General features: G+C 51.7%; 16 protein-coding genes. 4 read left to right on the top strand and 12 right to left on the bottom strand.

All coding sequences use genetic code 11. From position 1 onward, the window contains the following. Positions 1–27 precede the first annotated feature (27 nt). The 5 genes from nagZ to ACCI49_RS13730 all read right to left on the bottom strand — a co-directional run bounded on the left by nagZ (position 28) and on the right by ACCI49_RS13730 (position 4463). The gene (gene nagZ, locus ACCI49_RS13750; RefSeq protein ID WP_371839591.1) at positions 28–1053 is read right to left on the bottom strand and encodes a beta-N-acetylhexosaminidase; all 1026 of its coding nucleotides are present in this window, start codon (positions 1051–1053) and stop codon (positions 28–30) included. 40 nt (positions 1054–1093) lie between these two features. Further along, positions 1094–1726, bottom strand: a complete 633-nt coding sequence (locus ACCI49_RS13745) for a TetR/AcrR family transcriptional regulator (protein ID WP_371839590.1) — start codon at positions 1724–1726, stop codon at positions 1094–1096. Positions 1727–1898: 172 nt separating this feature from the next. Beyond that, a complete protein-coding gene (locus ACCI49_RS13740; protein WP_371839589.1) occupies positions 1899–2126 on the bottom strand; it encodes a hypothetical protein in 228 nt (75 codons plus the stop codon). 41 nt (positions 2127–2167) lie between these two features. Further along, positions 2168–3730, bottom strand: a complete 1563-nt coding sequence (locus ACCI49_RS13735) for a class I adenylate-forming enzyme family protein (protein WP_371839587.1) — start codon at positions 3728–3730, stop codon at positions 2168–2170. Positions 3731–3824: 94 nt separating this feature from the next. Continuing rightward, complete coding sequence (locus tag ACCI49_RS13730; RefSeq protein ID WP_371839586.1) at positions 3825–4463, bottom strand: LOG family protein; 639 nt, start codon at positions 4461–4463, stop codon at positions 3825–3827. Between the two features lie 165 nt (positions 4464–4628). Between ACCI49_RS13730 and lexA the strand changes: the two genes are divergently transcribed. After that, entirely contained in the window at positions 4629–5234 is a 606-nt protein-coding gene (gene lexA / locus ACCI49_RS13725) for a transcriptional repressor LexA (RefSeq protein WP_371839585.1), read from the top strand. A gap of 81 nt (positions 5235–5315) precedes the next feature. Here lexA and ACCI49_RS13720 read toward each other — a convergent pair whose 3' ends face one another. The 4 genes from ACCI49_RS13720 to ACCI49_RS13705 all read right to left on the bottom strand — a co-directional run bounded on the left by ACCI49_RS13720 (position 5316) and on the right by ACCI49_RS13705 (position 9587). After that, on the bottom strand, positions 5316–5573 hold the full coding sequence (locus ACCI49_RS13720) for a hypothetical protein (protein WP_371839584.1): 258 nt from the start codon (positions 5571–5573) through the stop codon (positions 5316–5318). A 105-nt stretch (positions 5574–5678) separates the two neighbouring features. After that, a complete protein-coding gene (locus tag ACCI49_RS13715; RefSeq protein ID WP_371839583.1) occupies positions 5679–6167 on the bottom strand; it encodes a DUF6586 family protein in 489 nt (162 codons plus the stop codon). Beyond that, positions 6168–8849 carry a type I DNA topoisomerase gene (gene topA / locus ACCI49_RS13710; RefSeq protein WP_371839581.1) on the bottom strand — a complete coding sequence of 894 codons (2682 nt, stop codon included), beginning with the start codon at positions 8847–8849 and terminating at the stop codon, positions 6168–6170. A gap of 213 nt (positions 8850–9062) precedes the next feature. Further along, entirely contained in the window at positions 9063–9587 is a 525-nt protein-coding gene (locus ACCI49_RS13705; RefSeq protein WP_371839580.1) for a hypothetical protein, read from the bottom strand. Positions 9588–9733: 146 nt separating this feature from the next. Between ACCI49_RS13705 and ACCI49_RS13700 the strand changes: the two genes are divergently transcribed. After that, positions 9734–10177, top strand: coding sequence for a universal stress protein (locus ACCI49_RS13700; protein ID WP_371839579.1), 444 nt, complete (start codon positions 9734–9736; stop codon positions 10175–10177). Positions 10178–10231: 54 nt separating this feature from the next. Here the strand turns inward: ACCI49_RS13700 and ACCI49_RS13695 are convergent, their stop codons facing one another. Beyond that, positions 10232–12106, bottom strand: a complete 1875-nt coding sequence (locus tag ACCI49_RS13695) for an ATP-binding cassette domain-containing protein (protein ID WP_371839577.1) — start codon at positions 12104–12106, stop codon at positions 10232–10234. Positions 12107–12264: 158 nt separating this feature from the next. Between ACCI49_RS13695 and ACCI49_RS13690 the strand changes: the two genes are divergently transcribed. Beyond that, the gene (locus tag ACCI49_RS13690; protein WP_371839576.1) at positions 12265–14247 is read left to right on the top strand and encodes a transglycosylase SLT domain-containing protein; all 1983 of its coding nucleotides are present in this window, start codon (positions 12265–12267) and stop codon (positions 14245–14247) included. On the opposite strand, the gene ACCI49_RS13685 is transcribed toward ACCI49_RS13690, so the two are convergent. After that, entirely contained in the window at positions 14248–14505 is a 258-nt protein-coding gene (locus ACCI49_RS13685; RefSeq protein WP_371839575.1) for a glutaredoxin family protein, read from the bottom strand. Further along, on the bottom strand, positions 14502–15374 hold the full coding sequence (locus ACCI49_RS13680) for an FHA domain-containing protein (RefSeq protein ID WP_371839574.1): 873 nt from the start codon (positions 15372–15374) through the stop codon (positions 14502–14504). Before ACCI49_RS13680 ends, ACCI49_RS13685 begins: the two co-directional genes overlap by 4 nt. 329 nt (positions 15375–15703) lie before the next feature. Here ACCI49_RS13680 and ACCI49_RS13675 point away from each other — a divergent pair, with 329 nt between their 5' ends. Then, a complete protein-coding gene (locus ACCI49_RS13675) occupies positions 15704–16636 on the top strand; it encodes a PP2C family protein-serine/threonine phosphatase (protein WP_371839573.1) in 933 nt (310 codons plus the stop codon). The last annotated feature ends 11 nt before the right edge of the window (positions 16637–16647 follow it).

Below are 16647 nucleotides of genomic sequence, written 5' to 3'. Positions count from 1 at the left end.
ATCAAGCCCCGTGCCGGTACTATGCCCTCAATTTCCTCTGGACATTATCGAAGCTAACCACTCGCGGGTTCTGTGCCAGCGCGCACTCTTTTCCAGTTCTGTCCAAGAAGTGATCGACGGCCGGCCACGCATGGCCTTAAGTCGCTCAACGGACTCTCGCTGGGGAAGGTTGCCCCGCAATGCCGCAAGCGCCTCCAGGACGCCGGCTCGATTGTTACACACCACACCCATATCGCAGCCCGCCTCCAGGGCCGCTCGAATTCTCTCTCCATAGCCGCCGGCGGCTCCAGCCCCCTCCATCGATAGGTCGTCGCTAAAGATTACGCCGTCAAAACCCAAACGCCCCCGCAGAATATCCTGCAGCCAGTAGCGGGAGAATCCCACGGGTTGGCTATCGATATTCACAAAGCGGATATGCGCAGGCATTACCGCGCTCAACTCTGACGTCGCAATACAATCGACAAATGGCAAGGCATCTGACCCCATCACCTGCTCTAGGGTGCGATCATCCTCCGGCAATTCCACATGACTATCCTCAAGTACATGGCCATGTCCAGGGAAATGCTTGCCCGTTGTCGCCATCCCCGCTTCACGCATTCCCCGCATAAACGGCCGCACATATGCTGCTAAGCGCTGGGGGTCTACACAGAAGCTGCGGTCACCGATCACCCTGCTGTAGCGCTCATCTGCATCCAGCACTGGGGCAAAGCTGAAATCCACCCCAACGGCGAGAAGTTCCGCTGCTAATAGCCAGCCTACATCCTGCAATTGCTCTTCGCTCGCTACCGCGGCTAATAGTTGCATAGATGGCAAGCGTGTAAAATCCTCACGGAATCTCTGTACTCTGCCACCTTCCTGATCCACCGCCAACAAAATCTCCGGGCGTATCCCTCGGATAGCAGTCACCAACTCCTGTAACTGCGCGCGATCGCGATAGTTACGGGAAAAGAAAATCAACCCACCCACAAGGGGGTGGCGTAGTAGCTCAGAATCCTCATCGGTGAGTTCAAGCCCCTCGATATCGACCATAACCGGTCCTGGGGGTGCAGACATATTCGACTCCTCTTTTATCCACCAGCTCAACCGCCTGGGGTTAACCGGCCTCCACTTTCAGCATTGCTGAAGCCGCTGGCACCAAGCGCTCCAGAGTTTCCGGCAGGCTGCTCTGCGCACCAAAATCCTCTCTCAGAATAGCTTCTATGGCATCGTAACTCGACAAAGTAAAGATGGTGGCACCCAGCATAAAATAAAGGCGCCAGTAGAAGGTGACGGGGTCCACCCCCGGTAAGGCTTGCGCCAACAAACCGGCAAAGCGACGGTAACTATTACCATATCGAGCCACTATAAAGCGGCGTAAGTGCCCCTGGAACTGCGTGTAGGCCAGTCCCAGCAAACGCATAAAACGTTGCGGGTCGAGCCCCCGTTCACTCAAACCACCCAATCCGACGCGGAAAAGGCTCCCCACCAAGTCTTCGACCCGGAGTGTTCCACCTGTTGCGACGCGCTGATCCAGCTCCGCCTCAAGAGCATCGGTAAAAGGGGTTAGGAAGCGTTCGAATACCGCTTGAATCAACTCTTTCTTGGAACCGAAGTGATAGTTGACCGCAGCCAGGTTGACTCCCGCTGTACTTGTAATTGTCCGTAAAGAAGTCTCGGTAAAACCACGCTCAGCGAACAGGGCTTCTGCAGCATCCAAAATGCGGGTGACAGTATCCGTCTGACTCATAAGTCTCAAACCATCATTTAAAACAACTGTTTAACTCCCGCCAGAGTAGCATATTCCACTGTCGGACTAAGGGCGCATTGTGCCTTTCAATATAATAAGTGCCCGCCTGAATTTAAGATTGCGTTAATTAGCTTAAGAAATTTTAGGAAGGCGTTATAGGAAGACCGAAAGGTTAGATGATTACTTTGCGGTAAAAATCCACACCAGTGGCTGTGCCATAGTCATCAGCGCTCAGCTGAGAGTCGATAGCTGAGTTCATCATAATCCAGCTCTGGACGGCTGGGCAAAGCTGTGCCTGGTGACCCAGGCCAGTCGAAGCGTCAACCCCCACAACCAAGATAAACTCCAAAAAATTGTCCAGAATAGTATTGAAGCTAAGATTTGCGAGAATTCTAGCCATAGGTTTGGCCATTCCCCTGACCGCAATCCTTTTGACTATATTCAGCTGTTACTGTCTTGCACCAACTGCGCTTCCGCGAGTTTCTTGAGGGCTACTCTGTCAATTTTCCCTGTTGGGTTTATTGGCATGGCATCCAGGATTTCGATCACTTCTGGAGCTTTGTATCCAACGCGCTCCCTCGCGCAACGTATGACCTCCTGAACACAAGGCACAGGTGCATTTTTCTTCAAGGTAATATAAGCCCATAAGTTCTCCCCGTGAGCATCATCGTGGATACCAATCACACCAGCGAGATCCACAGACGGATGCGCCATTACCGCTTCTTCAACCTCCTGAGGTGATAAGTTTGAGCCATCGTGGACAATGATCTGCTTCTTTCGACCGCGAAACCAGAAGCAGCCTTCGGGGTCGACACGCATAACATCGCCGGTATCGAACCAGCCATCGGTGAATGCTTCCCTATTCGCTTGAGGATTCCGCCAATATCCAGTCATCACCGGAATCCCACGGAGCCAAAGATTACCATCGACTTCAGGTGCCACTTCTCTTCCTTGATCATCACGCAGGCTAACGATGTAGCCTGGAGCAACAGTGCCCACAGATCCAGCTTTATCTGGTGAGCGCGACTGATTAAAAAGACAGTCTGGAGCTTCTGTCAGTCCATAACCCTCCTGGATCATCAGCCCCGTTTTGTTGGTAAATTCAGTGGCAATGTTTGCTGGAAATTTGTCTCCCCCCGTAAAGCACACACGAAGTGAGGTAAAGTCCTCACGCCTGGCATTTGGGTTGCGCTCCATAGCGATAAATAACGCCGGTACCATCACCAGGATAGTTGGCCGGCTACGCCGTAATATCGAAAGAATTTCTTCACCGTCAAAACTGTGTGGAATGACCACCGTCGCTCCTACTGAAAACGCTGCCAAGGCCGTTGAAAGTGATCCAACATGTGCGATTGGGCCTCCAGGCAGGACAGTGTCGTCCGGTGATAAATCCAGCGCAGCGGCAAAACTCGCCACAATGGACCCAAAAGAAAGCAAGCTATGGATGACACCTTTTGGCTTACCTGTACTACCTGAAGTAAAAAATAGAAATGCGGAGTCATTTATGTCCGCTACAGGTAAGTCAGTAATTTTCCCCTTGCTTTCCACCAAGTCTTCAACGCGTCTTGCATTTTCAATTACACCACCAAAAGAAAGAACACCTTTTTTCAATTTACTGATAAATTTACTTGCCCAAATATCCTCGCCACGTTCAGCACTCACACTCAACGCTACTGCGCCACTCACTTCAAGGGCATAGTCAATCTCAGGTAATGTATATCGATAGTTCAATGGAACTACAACCAAACCAATTTTCAAGCATGCGAGATAAAAGATAAGAGTCTCGCCTCGATTGGGCATCAAAGATGCGATTCGATCACTTTCCTGTAACCCCATTGCGGCCAAGCCCAGTGCAAAAGCATCAATATCCCGCTGTAATTGTCGCCAGGTCCATATTTGATTTCCAGATACAAGTGCCGTCTCATCTGGCCTACTTTCCAGAGCAGATAATAAGAGGTCTGTTAAACTAGCAAGTCTCGATAATTGGGGACCGAAAATAGGCAAAGTTAGGTTTCCTGAAATGGGCTACGGGCTGCCTCGTAAGTTAGAGAGGTTGAAATGGGGGGAAGCCTAAAAACACTAATTGAATTACTTTTAGTTATTCCCTAGTACGCATATATTTCATAATCAAGTCCGCTGTCTCTTCGACAGTATCGACGATATGGAACAAGTCCAGATCACTAGCATCAATACAATTGCGCTCAAGCACAGTGTTTACCAACCAGTCATAAAGCCCCGTCCAGTAGCGTTTACCCACCAGCACTATTGGAAAACGCCGCACCTTTTGCGTTTGTACCAAGGTTAGTGCTTCAAACAGCTCATCCAGTGTTCCGTAGCCTCCAGGTAATCCTACAAAGCCTACGGCATGCTTAACGAACATAAATTTACGAACAAAAAAGTATCGGAAATTTAAACTGATATCCTGGTAAGGGTTCGCTGTTTGCTCGAATGGCAGCTCAATATTTAGCCCAATTGAAGTGCCGGGTTGATCGAAAGCGCCTCGATTGCAGGCCTCCATCAGTCCCGGACCTCCACCAGTAATAACCGGGACACCTTCCGCCGCCAACAGCTCTCCCAACTTTACCCCCTGTTGATATTCCGGACTGTCCTCGGTAAATCTCGCCCCCCCAAAAACGGTTACCGCCCCACTGAGCGGCACCAAACGCTCTATTCCATCGACCAATTCAGACTGTATGCGTAGAACTCGCCAGGCCTCTGGCATTTTTACATCTAGCATTATTCTTTTCCCTCGCTGTCAGGTCTTTCAACTATCGTCTTCATGCCTTGTTTTCATAAACAATGTAGCAGCTTATGAAGAGAGAGGGAGTGAGGATTGCGTGAACCTTAATTCTGTATATAATCCCAGCAACTGTATATAAATACAGAAAAACTAGGTAACTCTATGACCAATCTCACCGCACGTCAGACTCAAGTTTTAGAACTGATCAAAGCCTATCTGGACGATACAGGCTATCCTCCGACCCGAGCAGAGATCGCTCAAGAGCTGGGTTTCCGTTCGCCAAATGCCGCTGAAGAGCACCTGAAAGCACTAGCGCGAAAAGGGGCTATTGAGATGGTCGCTGGCGCCTCCAGGGGAATTCGCATTCCCGACCATCAATCGGGCTTGCCGATTGTCGGGCGCGTGGCGGCGGGCAGCCCCATTCTGGCAGCTGAGCATATCGAAGATTATTGCGACCTCCCCGCCAGCTTCTTCCACCCCCCAGCAGACTACCTGTTGCGCGTACATGGTATGAGTATGCGTGACGCAGGTATTTTGGATGGCGATCTTCTCGCAGTACAGAAAACCGAGCAAGTCAGGAATGGCCAGATTGTCGTAGCTCGTATTGACGAAGAGGTAACCGTGAAACGCTTTCGCCGAAAAGGCAATCAGGCAACTGTGCAACTACTGCCAGAAAATGAAGATTTTGAAACCATCCAGGTGGATATGCGGGACAAGAATTTTGTCATCGAGGGGCTGGCGGTAGGTGTCATTCGCCAGACCCCTTAACTACCCAACCAATAGCCCCCGGCTAAAACAACAACAGCGGCCTTTGGCCGCTGTTGTTTCAAATCTGCGTTAACCTTTCAATTAGTGAATCGTGTGATTAACCGGCATTGACTCATCTTCTTCCTCAAAGTACCCGGGCTCCAGATCATTCAAATTCTGTACTGCCTCAATACCAGCTTCCAGCATTGCACGGGCCACGGCCACTTTATGTTTTCTCAGAAACTGGAGACTCTCGGCTGAGAAATGAATACTCACCAGAGGGTCCTCCTTGTGGCCGGCACGGCGCAATGCCACGTCGCCATTGGCCAGCTCGATAATTTCAAAAGTTTCTGAGGACATTCGATTTTCCTTCACGGCACATCAGTTTGCGCCAAGTGTACCACAGGCTTTTTAAAAGTATCAGTGGGCGCAAACTACAAGGAAGAAACTACGCAGGTATCCGGTTCAACACTCTTCCAAATTGGCGCGCTGCCGATGTACCAACTCACTCAGGGCCGCATGCCATTCCTGTAGCACTTCAGCAGAAACAACCAAAGGTACGGGACTGGCAACATTGTGCAGAGGGATAAGGTTGGCCCCTTTGCGTATGGGCTCTGGACTCGGGGAAAGGCTTAGTAACCGGCTCCAGATCAACAGCAGCTGGCTCAGCCAGGTATCAGACTCAGAGCCCAACTGCTGTAGCTCCTTAACTTCATTGCTGGCCCGCCCCTGAGCCTCTAGGCTGTCTGCGATGATCTGCAGGGATTCAGGCTCAATATCCAGCTGCAATTGATGGGACAATTCAGCGAGGAAAGCCTTGTAGGCTTTCCAGAGCTGCAATATTACCCCTTCCTCCAGCGCAGTCCTTTGCAGTGGCGTTTCACAGGTCATCTGCAACAACAGCTGGGCTTTGCGCAAGGCTGAAGCAACCTGGCCAGTATAGGGGTTACTCATTTACTTCTTTGCAGCCGCTTTCTTACGTACAGGTTTACGTTTCGCCGTAGTAGCCTTGCCAGCTTCAACCTGCCAACCACCATCTCGATAGAAGGCTCGCCAACCAGTCGCTTTGCCCTCTTCTTCAGACTGTACATATTGTTCCTGTGTCTTGCGGCTAAAACGAATTACAGTGTCCCGCCCCTGATCATCCTCTACAGGTGCTGAGAATAGGAAACTGTATTTGGGGTCGATCTCGCTTTTATGCGGGAGCAACTCTCTAACCAGGGGAGCGCGAGTCTCTCGATTTTTGGGGAACTGGCTGGCTGCAAGAAATAAGCCCGAAGCTCCATCACGCAGGATGTAGTGGTCTTCTACCTTTAAGCAAGCCAACTCCGGCATAGGTACCGGGTCCATTTTGGGAGGGGCAGGCTGGCCATTCTTCAACAGCTTACGCGTGTTCTTACAGGTTTCATTGGTACAACCAAAATATTTACCGAAGCGACCTGACTTTAACTGCATATCACTGCCACACTTATCGCATTCGATAATTGGACCGTCATAGCCCTTAATTTTAAAGGTACCCTGCTCCACTTCGTAGCCACTGCAATCCGGATTATTGCCACAGATATGCAGTTTGCGGTGCTCATCAAGAAGATAGCTATCCATCGCCGTACCACATTTGGCGCAGCGGCGCTTTTCCCGCAGCAACCGGGACTCTGCCTCTTCATCCATGTCTGCATCGACCGCTTCATCACCTGAAACCAGGTTCATCGTATTCGTGCAGCGCTCTTTGGGGGGCAGGGCGTAACCAGAACAGCCAAGAAATACTCCTGTAGAGCCGGTGCGAATCTGCATATGGCGACCGCACTTTGAGCACTCAATATCCGTATCTGTCGGCGTATTGCGACGCATCCCTGCGTCGGAGGACTGGGCCTTTTCGAGTCGAGAGGAAAAGTCCTGGTAAAATTCATCGAGCAACTGCTTCCAGCCTTTATCACCATCAGCCACGGCATCCAGGGATTCTTCCAGGCTTGCAGTAAACCCATAGTCCATCAAATTCTTGAAACTTTCGCTCAGTCGATCGGTAACGATATCGCCCATTTTCTCTGCGTAGAAACGGCGATTCTCGAGACGTACGTATCCACGATCCTGGATGGTGGAAATAATCGAGGCATAAGTGGAGGGACGACCAATACCGCGTTTTTCCAATTCTTTTACCAGGGCCGCCTCGCTGAAACGAGCCGGTGGTTTGGTAAAATGCTGTTTTGGATCTAGCTTTTCCAGGGCCAGTTTGTCCCCAACCTTCACATCCGGCAGCACCAGATCTTCATCTTTCTTACCTGCTGGCGGCGCGACTTTAAGGAAACCATCGAAGCGGATAACCCTGCCGCGGGCGCGCAGCTCAAACTCACCGGCGCTCACCACAATGGAAGTGGAGGTAAATTGTGCGGGAGTCATTTGGCAGGCAACAAACTGCTGCCAGATCAGGTTGTAAAGCCGCTCCGCATCACGCTCCACACCTGACAGCATATTGGGGGCCACACGCACATCAGAGGGGCGAATCGCTTCGTGCGCCTCTTGAGCGCCCTCTTTGCTGCTGTAGCTGTTTGGCGTTTCCGGCAGGTATTTATCACCGTAGTTGTCGCCAATGTACTGCCGCGCAGACTCCACTGCCTCTTTGCTAAGGTTGGTCGAGTCGGTACGCATATAAGTAATATGGCCCGCTTCATACAGGCGCTGAGCCAGAGTCATGGTTTTCTTGACACTGAAGCCCAGGCGATTGCTGGCCGCCTGTTGCAGAGTCGACGTAATATAGGGCGCACCAGGCTTGGAGCTGGTGGGCTTATCATCGCGGCCACTGACAACAAATTCGCTGGATTGCAGCTTTTGTGTTGCACTTCTCGCATCGGCTTCGTTAGTTGGCCGGAACGCCTCACCAGCCTGTTTTTTCACTTCAAGGCGCAGTTTGTTCGCCTTTTTGGTGGCCGTGTCAGCGAATAGTGTCCAGTACTCTTCAGGGTTAAACGCGCGGATCTCCCGCTCCCGCTCCACTACCAAGCGCACGGCTACGGATTGCACGCGCCCCGCAGAGAGCCCCCTGGCGACTTTCTCCCACAATAGTGGCGATACCATATAACCAACGATTCGATCGAGGAAACGTCGCGCTTGCTGGGCGTTAACCCGGTTGATATTCAGACGTCCCGGATCTTTAAAAGCCTCTTGGATCGCCGACTTGGTAATTTCGTTGAACACCACGCGGCGATAGCGGTCGTCGTTACCACCAATCGCCTCACGCAGATGCCAGGCAATGGCCTCCCCTTCACGGTCCAAGTCCGTCGCCAGATAAATATGGTCGGCACTCTGGGCAAGCTTTTGTAGTTCACTAACTACCTTTTCCTTGCCGGGAAGGATTTCGTAGTGGGCCTGCCAACCATGATCGGGATCAATGCCCATACGCTTGATAAGCTGCTCCCGGTTTTTCTTGCGCTTGTACGCCTCTTTTGCCTCAGGGGACAGCTTGCGGGTTTCAGCCGCGCGCCGTGCGCGCTCCTTTGCGTCAACCGGTTGCTTATTGCCCCCACCAGTCGGCAAATCGCGAATATGACCGACGCTGGACTTCACTACAAAGTCCTTGCCGAGATATTTATTGATGGTTTTCGCTTTGGCCGGTGATTCGACGATGACCAGTGATTTACCCATAAGCCTTTGATTTCAAATAAAATTTTTACTGCCGCTGGAACCCTTTTAGGCTCCTTGATCGGACCTGTGCTGCGCGAATATATAAGCCCCACTTACTGCGCGGTCAAGCAAAGCTGACAATTTTCCCTAGCCAGTCACAATAATTTACCCCTCTGGGCCACTAAAAAGCCCTTTTGTAGACCGCTCTTCCCACCCCTTGATTAACGGGGAAGGCTAGTCTTCCGGGAGCTTTATCGGACTGGATTTACGTATTGTTTCCTCTATAAGTGGCGTGTATTCCGCCAAGGCTGAGGAGAGCTTTGCAAATACTTGTTCGCCACCACTTTCACGCCATTGCACCCCCAAACCGATATCGGTTGCAATGATTGCGCAACTATCATTGGGGATGGACGTCACCAGTTGATGCAGGTATTTCCAGGCAGGCCTGGGCGCCGCACGGCCATTTCTCCAGTCCCAGTTGCCAGCGAAATTCAGCTCGTGCTCCACTCGTTGACGCTGCAAAGCCCAACCGATTTGCAACCGCTTGCGATCACTCCAACGGTAGTAATAAACAGCGGCCGTTCCCTCATCCAGCGCCGGCGGCAGGGCTTGGATTTGGACGGTAATGCCCTCGCGCGCTGCACGGCCGCGCAGATTGGCCAGGCGTGTGTCCCGCTGGTTGGGTTTTAACCACATCACCGGCCCCAACACCAGTGCAATGGCAAAGCCAATGATAATCACCGGCAGCCACTCAGACATAACGGCTCCTTACTCAGTTGAAAAAAATGACTATTGTGCGGCGCCCTACGTGATCTATGTCAATCAGTTTTTTTTACGGTAGACTGAAAATGTCTGTCGGAAGGTGCACTCTCAAGGCACACAAAAAGGACAGGAGTAAGTGAATTATGGCGAAATACCAACGGATTTTGGTTGGATTGGACCTCTCAGAAGAGTCTTCTCAGGTACTGGAAAAAGCCGCCTCACTGGCGAGAGCATTCGAAGCCGAAGTAAGCCTGGTGCATGCCATTGAGCCCCTGACATTTGCCTATGGCGGGGATATCCCCATGGATTTATCCGAAGTTCAGGATCAACTCCAGAATCAGGCCAAAGAACAACTACAAAAAGCTGCTCTGGCACTAAATATTCCTGCAGAAAGACAGCATGTCATCCTTGGCCAACCCTCTTCTGAGATTCACCGCTTGGCCAAGGAGCTTGAAGCAGATCTAATTGTTATTGGCAGTCATGGTCGTCATGGCCTTGCCCTGTTGCTGGGCTCCACCGCCAATGGGGTTTTACATGGCGCCAAATGCGATGTATTGGCCGTTCGCGTTCATATTGAAGAGGGGTAGCCGGTGCCACGGATGCGGGGGCTAATGCCTAGCACAGCCCCCGAAAGAACTCCGCTACTCATCCCCGCTATCAAGTTCCGACCAGCGCTCAAATGCCGCTTCTAATTGAGACTGTTTCTCAGTAAGTAAATTCAGGCGCTCCTGTACCAGGGACCGCTCCTGCTGGTAAAACTGGGGATCCGCTACCTCGATTTCAATGCTGCTAATTTCCATCTCCAGCTCTTCTATCAACACCGGGAGACTATCTAGCTCTCTTTGCAATTTATAACTGAGTTTCTTTTTCTTCGCCGGCTTTTCCCGTCTCTCTTCTGGCGTTAGTTTAGACTCAGAGACCTTATTCCCTTCACTATTTTCCGGCTTGGTGTCTGCCTCAAAGCTGCCCCCTTGGCGGATAAAATCACCATAACCACCTACATACTCACGAATATGGCCATTCCCCTCAAATGCCAGGCAGGAATTAACCACATTGTCCAGGAAGGCTCGATCGTGGCTCACCAGCAATACGGTACCACTGAACTCCAACAACAACTTTTCCAGTAATTCTAGGGTTTCTACATCCAGGTCATTGGTTGGCTCATCGAGAACCAGAATATTGGCAGGCTGGGAGAACAACTTCGCCAGCAAGGCCCGATTGCGCTCCCCACCACTCAATGCGCCAACTTTCGTCCGTGCCTTAACTCCACTGAAGAGAAAGTCTGATAGATAGGACATTACATGGCGGCTTTTGCCACCTATAGTCAGTGAATCCCGACCCTCAGCAACATTATCCAGCACGGTGAGTTCAGGATTTAGCTGGTCACGGCGCTGGTCAAAATACGCTACCTGCTGCTTGGTACCCAAGCGTATATGGCCAGACTGAGGCTGCAAGTCCCCCAGCAACACGCGAATCAGGGTGCTCTTACCAACACCATTCGGACCAATCAGGCCGACTTTGTCACCGCGCATCAGGGTAAAAGAGAGGTCGTGAATTAACGGAGGCTCGCCTGGGTAGGCAAATGTAACGTCTGTTAACTCCGCTACCAGTCTGCCGGATATCTCACCACTATCGAGGGACATCCGAGCAACGCCCTGTTGGTTCCTGCGCGCCTCTCTCTGACGCCTGAGGGATTGAAGTGCGCGAACCCTCCCCTCATTCCGGGTACGGCGCGCCTTTATCCCCTGACGAATCCAGGCCTCCTCCTGGGCCAGTTTCTTATCAAACAGTGCATCATTCTTAACCTCCTCCTCTAACAGCTTCTCTTTTTCCTCCTGATAGCGCTCGAATTGGCAGCGGAATACGCGCAGATTTCCGCGATCCAGGTCCCAAACAGTGCTGGAGAGTCGCTGAGCCAGCGCCCGGTCATGACTCACAAACAGCAGGGCCCCTCGATAGCTGGCCAGGAAATTTTCAAGCCATTCCACCGCAGCAATGTCCAGGTGGTTGGTAGGCTCATCCAGGATCAACAGGTCGGGCTCGGTCACTAACGCGCGTGCGAGCGCGGCGCGGCGCTGCCAGCCACCGGATAAATCTGCAACCCGCTCCTCAGCATTGAGCCCCAGCCGATCGAGAGCACTGTCTACACGCGGCAAAAGATCCCAGCCGTGCGCTTGTTCAATACACGCTTGAAGTTCGGCCGTGGGATTAATTCGATAGTCGGCCAGCACCTCTCCGATTTGTCCCAGCCCCTTGGCCACATAGCTGTATACCGAGTCCAGGCAATCTGCTGGCAACTCCTGCTCCAGGGTTGCCAGAACCATGCCACTCGCACGGACTATTTCGCCGCCATCCGGATCCACTTGCCCGGCGATCAAGCGCAACAGACTGGACTTACCCTCCCCATTGCGCCCCACCAGGCAAATACGATCACCGCGTTCAATCTTTGCACTGACATTGTCTGCGAGCACTTGGGTCCCGTAGCGAAGACTGACCCCATCCAATAAAAGCAACATAATTAGGCACTACAATTAACAAACCCGACATACAAGCCCGCCAGATCCAAAAGGCGAAACTGATGCTACGGGTCCTGTGAAAAATCCGGTATTTTACGCTTTTTTACCATGTCGTCTCGCAAACTTGCGAGAGCACACACAATGTCGGGGTAACCGTGATGCCAGCTGATGGAAAGAGAACCGCCCTGCTTTCTCTACTCCTGCTTACCTGGACCTGCCTGATTGTGCCAGTTATGGCCTCAGGACAAGAGCGGAAAGCCAGTGCTGTGACGAGCCAACGTGAGAAGCTACGCAATGCTCGACTGGCCATTAAACACAATGATTTGCGCAAACTGAACAAGCTGAAAAGCGAGCTAAAGGACTACCCCTTAACACCCTATCTGGATTATTGGGCGATCAGTAAAAAATTGCGCCATCTGCCCCTGGATAAAATAGATCAATTCCTGGTTGACAATCAAAATACCGCCATTGGTGACTGGATGCGCGTGAGATTGCTCAAGGAACTGGGTCGCCAAGGTCAATTCAAAACTTTCCTGAGCTATTACCAGCCCAAGGAAGAAAATAGCGCCAGCCTGCGTTGCTACTATGCCGATGCCTTGGCCCGACACGGAGACAAAGAAGAAGCGTACCAACAGGTGAATACACTCTGGCTAGTAGGGCACTCCCAGGCGCAAGAATGCGATTCACTCTTTGCTCGCTGGATGCGCGATGGGGGACTCACCCAAGAGATGGCCTGGAAACGCCATTTGCTCGCCGTCAAAGAGGGCAACCTGGAGCTCGCAAGCTATATCGCCAGAAAGATGGAGGGTTCCTACCACCAAAAAGCTACCCAGCTACGCAAAGTACACAAAAACCCTGAACAACTGCTCAACCATTCCAGATTTTTGCAAAACCCTCAGCAAAACCGGGAAATCATTTTGCACGGCCTACATAGGTTAGCGCGAAAGGATGCTTCAACCGCTGAGAAGGCCTGGATGCGCTACAGTGCCAGCCTGCTCTTTAGCGATGCGGAGCAGGAAACCATGCTGCGCCACCTGGCTCGCGAGTTTGCCCGCCAGGATGATATGCCGGGTTTGTTACGCTTGACCAAAATTCACGCTATTAGCGATGGGCGTTCAATTGAATGGCTGGCCCGCCAATCTCTACGGGAGCTGGACTGGGAGCAGGTAGCCTTCTGGATCGACCGGTTACCATCGGAAATACAGAAACATGATCGCTGGCTTTACTGGAAAGCCCGCTCACTGGAGGAGCTTTACGGCAAGACACATTCAGACGCATCCTCAGCCCTGTACCGAAAGGCCGCCCAAGAGCGCAGCTATTACGGTTTTCTTGCTGCCGATGCACTAGGGCAGAATTACAGTTTTGTACACAGACCTGCTCCCATCACACCAATTCAGGTTCAGCAGATGGCCAATCGCCCCAGCCTGCAGCGGGCTCGAGAGCTACAGGCCATTGGTGAACTCTTTCACGCGCGCAGGGAATGGCGCTATGCAACTAAGGACATGAGCCACGAAGAGCTGCTGGCAGCGGGTAAAGTGGCTAGCGCCTGGGGTTGGTACCGCAAGTCGATACAATCAGTACTCGCAGCCGACTACCTCGATGACCTGGAATTACGTTTCCCACTGGCCTTCGCGGATATAGTCCACGATGTCAGTGCCCAGCTAGGCCGACAGAGCACCCCCCTTGAGCCCTATATGATCTATGCAGTCGCTCGCCAGGAGAGCCACTTTAGCCACGACGCAAAATCCAATTCCGGCGCCTTGGGGTTAATGCAGTTACTTCCCTCCACCGCTCGCGCCACGGCTCGCCGTGCCGGGGTACGCTACCGCCGAAGTTGGGACCTGCTCAGTCCAAGCACCAATATTGCACTGGGCAGTTTCTACTTGAGCACTCTGCTCAATCGCTTCGATAATAATCGCTTTCTCGCTGCTGCAGCTTACAATGCGGGCCCTACCCGTGTGACCAAATGGCTGAAGGAAACCCGCAAGCGCCTGCCCTACGATGTCTGGATTGAAACAATCCCCTACAGCGAAACCCGTAAGTATGTACAAAACGTACTAGCCTATACGGTTATTTACGCTTATCGCAGCGGTACTAAACTGCAGCTACTGAGAGAAAATGAAGCCGGTAACAAGTTATGATCAGCCCACCCGTTGCGCCAACCACTCTCCTAACTGCGCCTGGTTAAAAGGCCAGGCTAATACATCGTCAGGATTGCCGAGCCCCACAACTGGGATAGTCAGGTGAAATCGCTCCAGTAGATCGTCACTATCGGCGATATCCACTTCATGCAATTGCAATCCGTACTGTTGTAACAAAGGCCAAATTTCTAATTTGGCCTTTTCACACAGGGTGCACCCCAGAGTGGTATAAAGAATCAGCTCAGAGGATCCGCTCATCCTAAAATTCCCTGAGTATTCGCCCAGTAATAACCGGCCGCACCGGCAGCCAACAGAAAGGCCAGCCCTAAAACTCGGACATTTGCATTGCGCTCTATCTGGGCTTTAGCCTCCCCTAAACCACCCTGCGGTTCATGGTTTGACACCATTAAGGATGACTGGGCGACATCTTCTTTCGCCAGCTCGTTAGGGGGAATATCCATAGATTTCATCACCTCTAGCTCAGGAAGAGCAGGTCTCACAGCCGTCCGGCCAACATCATCTGCCGGACCCACCACAGAGAACCCGAGGGTATCGAAGCGCAAGTCATCGCCACGACGCACTCGGGATTCGGTAACCCTGCGATTATTAACATAAGTACCATTAGCAGAACCCAGGTCAATAACAAATAACAATCCCTCACGCACCTCCATACGCGCGTGACGGCGCGATAGATGAGATAGTGAGAAAGTGATATCGCACTCTTCCGAGCGTCCGACAACTGCGCTGTCCTTCACGGGAAAGACTTTACCGGCGATAGCCCGGTGATTTGCCCGTAAAGCCCAGGCAACATTTTTTGCTGGAGTGGCTTTGAACTTGGTCACCTTGGGGTCGATAATTTTTAGTGTACGGGTACCAACTGTAATTTGGTCGTTTAGCTTTAACCGGCAACTTGTCGAGACGGGCTTGCCATTAATTAATACTCTGGCACCTCCAAATACATTGCCGAGCGCCAACTGGTCCCCTTTTACAGCAATTTTTAAGTGCAATTTCGCCACCGAGTCATCTGCAATACAAAGATCACAGCCCTGATCACGCCCCACAGTTACACCAGGTGAAACCAGCCAAATACTTTGACCCGGGTCTTTTACATCACATAGTTTGAGCATCGAAGCCGCTCCTCAGCCCGAAGGGATTTAAGTCAGGCGCCATCTGACAGACAAGGCCCTCAACTAATAGTAAAAAGTTGCCGGAACCCACATATTTATCGGTAACGCGCAGTTTACCATGAGCAATATCATTAGCCTGTGATTGGGTTTGCAGCTTACAATCGTCTAAAGGTCTAGTATTTAGCCAATACAACGGCGGCTATTTGCTGCTGTCACAAATGTGGCTACATAAAGTACACTTACAGCGCCACAGGGAAGATACGGGCAAATGCCAGGCTGGCAATTCCCGTCAATCATGATGAGATAATATAACAGGTAGTTGCACGCCAGTGAGTGAAGCCAAAGTACGCGAAGTCTCGCGGCAAAGCGAAGTAGTTCAGCGCACACCAAGCACCACACGTAGTGCTGGCGCCACCCATCCCGGTTATCGGCGTGAACAGAACGAAGATGCTTATTGGGCCGATGAATATAAGGGGATTTGGGTTGTCGCAGACGGTCTGGGTGGCCACCATGCTGGAGAGCTCGCCAGCAAGACCGTCGTAGAAGAAATCGAGCAATCCGCTTCAACGGATCGCCACTATGAAAATGCCCTACAAAAAGCCCACTCTTTACTCTTAGGTGATGAACATAGCACCGCTAATATGGGCTCGACTGCGGTTGTTCTCGCGGAGGAAGGAGATTACTTTCATATTTATTGGGTGGGTGATAGCCGTGCCTACTTGTGGACACCGGGCAATAGGAATGGTGAGCTCAGTCAGCTAACTAATGACCACTCCTATGTCCAGATGTTAATGGACTCAGGTGCTATTAACTCTGAAGAAGCGGCAACTCACCCCAATCGTCATGTTATTACCCGATGTATCGGCGGCAGTACTAACCCAAAGTTAGAAATCGATCGGGTTTCCTATCGCTGGGGCGCCGGACAGAAACTTCTGCTTTGCAGTGACGGCCTCAGTTCAGAGGTCGCAAAGGAAAAAATCACGCGAATAATCGCTGAGAATAGAGACAATCGTCGCATAGTAGACCTCCTTATTAGTGCCGCCCTTGATGCCGGCGGTAAAGATAATATAACCGTACAAGTCATTGACGCCCCTCCCCAAGCCCCAGCTCCCACAGAAGCTCCCAGCAATCTCCCTGATCATTTCGATAACACACCAACAACAGGCACTAACAGCAGGAAAGCCTGGCGTATTCTCGCGGCCTTGCTAATTACTGCCGGAGCCATCGCGGCCATTGCGACCGGACTGCCTCAGCTGCTTTGACAGGTCAAAAA

This window comes from Microbulbifer epialgicus, assembly GCF_041447265.1.
Lineage (GTDB): Bacteria > Pseudomonadota > Gammaproteobacteria > Pseudomonadales > Cellvibrionaceae > Microbulbifer > Microbulbifer epialgicus.
Note: the sequence above shows the minus strand (reverse complement) of the source record. Positions and strands in the feature narration are given on the sequence as shown.

Excerpts from the sequence above, each read along its gene's own strand:
- nagZ (WP_371839591.1), bottom strand. The coding sequence starts at position 1,053 with ATGTCTGCACCCCCAGGACCGGTTATGGTCGATATCGAGGGGCTTGAA.
- ACCI49_RS13745 (WP_371839590.1), bottom strand. The coding sequence starts at position 1,726 with ATGAGTCAGACGGATACTGTCACCCGCATTTTGGATGCTGCAGAAGCC.
- ACCI49_RS13740 (WP_371839589.1), bottom strand. The coding sequence starts at position 2,126 with ATGGCTAGAATTCTCGCAAATCTTAGCTTCAATACTATTCTGGACAAT.
- ACCI49_RS13730 (WP_371839586.1), bottom strand. The coding sequence starts at position 4,463 with ATGCTAGATGTAAAAATGCCAGAGGCCTGGCGAGTTCTACGCATACAG.
- lexA (WP_371839585.1), top strand. The coding sequence starts at position 4,629 with ATGACCAATCTCACCGCACGTCAGACTCAAGTTTTAGAACTGATCAAA.
- ACCI49_RS13720 (WP_371839584.1), bottom strand. The coding sequence starts at position 5,573 with ATGTCCTCAGAAACTTTTGAAATTATCGAGCTGGCCAATGGCGACGTG.
- ACCI49_RS13715 (WP_371839583.1), bottom strand. The coding sequence starts at position 6,167 with ATGAGTAACCCCTATACTGGCCAGGTTGCTTCAGCCTTGCGCAAAGCC.
- topA (WP_371839581.1), bottom strand. The coding sequence starts at position 8,849 with ATGGGTAAATCACTGGTCATCGTCGAATCACCGGCCAAAGCGAAAACC.
- ACCI49_RS13705 (WP_371839580.1), bottom strand. The coding sequence starts at position 9,587 with ATGTCTGAGTGGCTGCCGGTGATTATCATTGGCTTTGCCATTGCACTG.
- ACCI49_RS13700 (WP_371839579.1), top strand. The coding sequence starts at position 9,734 with ATGGCGAAATACCAACGGATTTTGGTTGGATTGGACCTCTCAGAAGAG.
- ACCI49_RS13695 (WP_371839577.1), bottom strand. The coding sequence starts at position 12,106 with ATGTTGCTTTTATTGGATGGGGTCAGTCTTCGCTACGGGACCCAAGTG.
- ACCI49_RS13690 (WP_371839576.1), top strand. The coding sequence starts at position 12,265 with ATGCCAGCTGATGGAAAGAGAACCGCCCTGCTTTCTCTACTCCTGCTT.
- ACCI49_RS13685 (WP_371839575.1), bottom strand. The coding sequence starts at position 14,505 with ATGAGCGGATCCTCTGAGCTGATTCTTTATACCACTCTGGGGTGCACC.
- ACCI49_RS13680 (WP_371839574.1), bottom strand. The coding sequence starts at position 15,374 with ATGCTCAAACTATGTGATGTAAAAGACCCGGGTCAAAGTATTTGGCTG.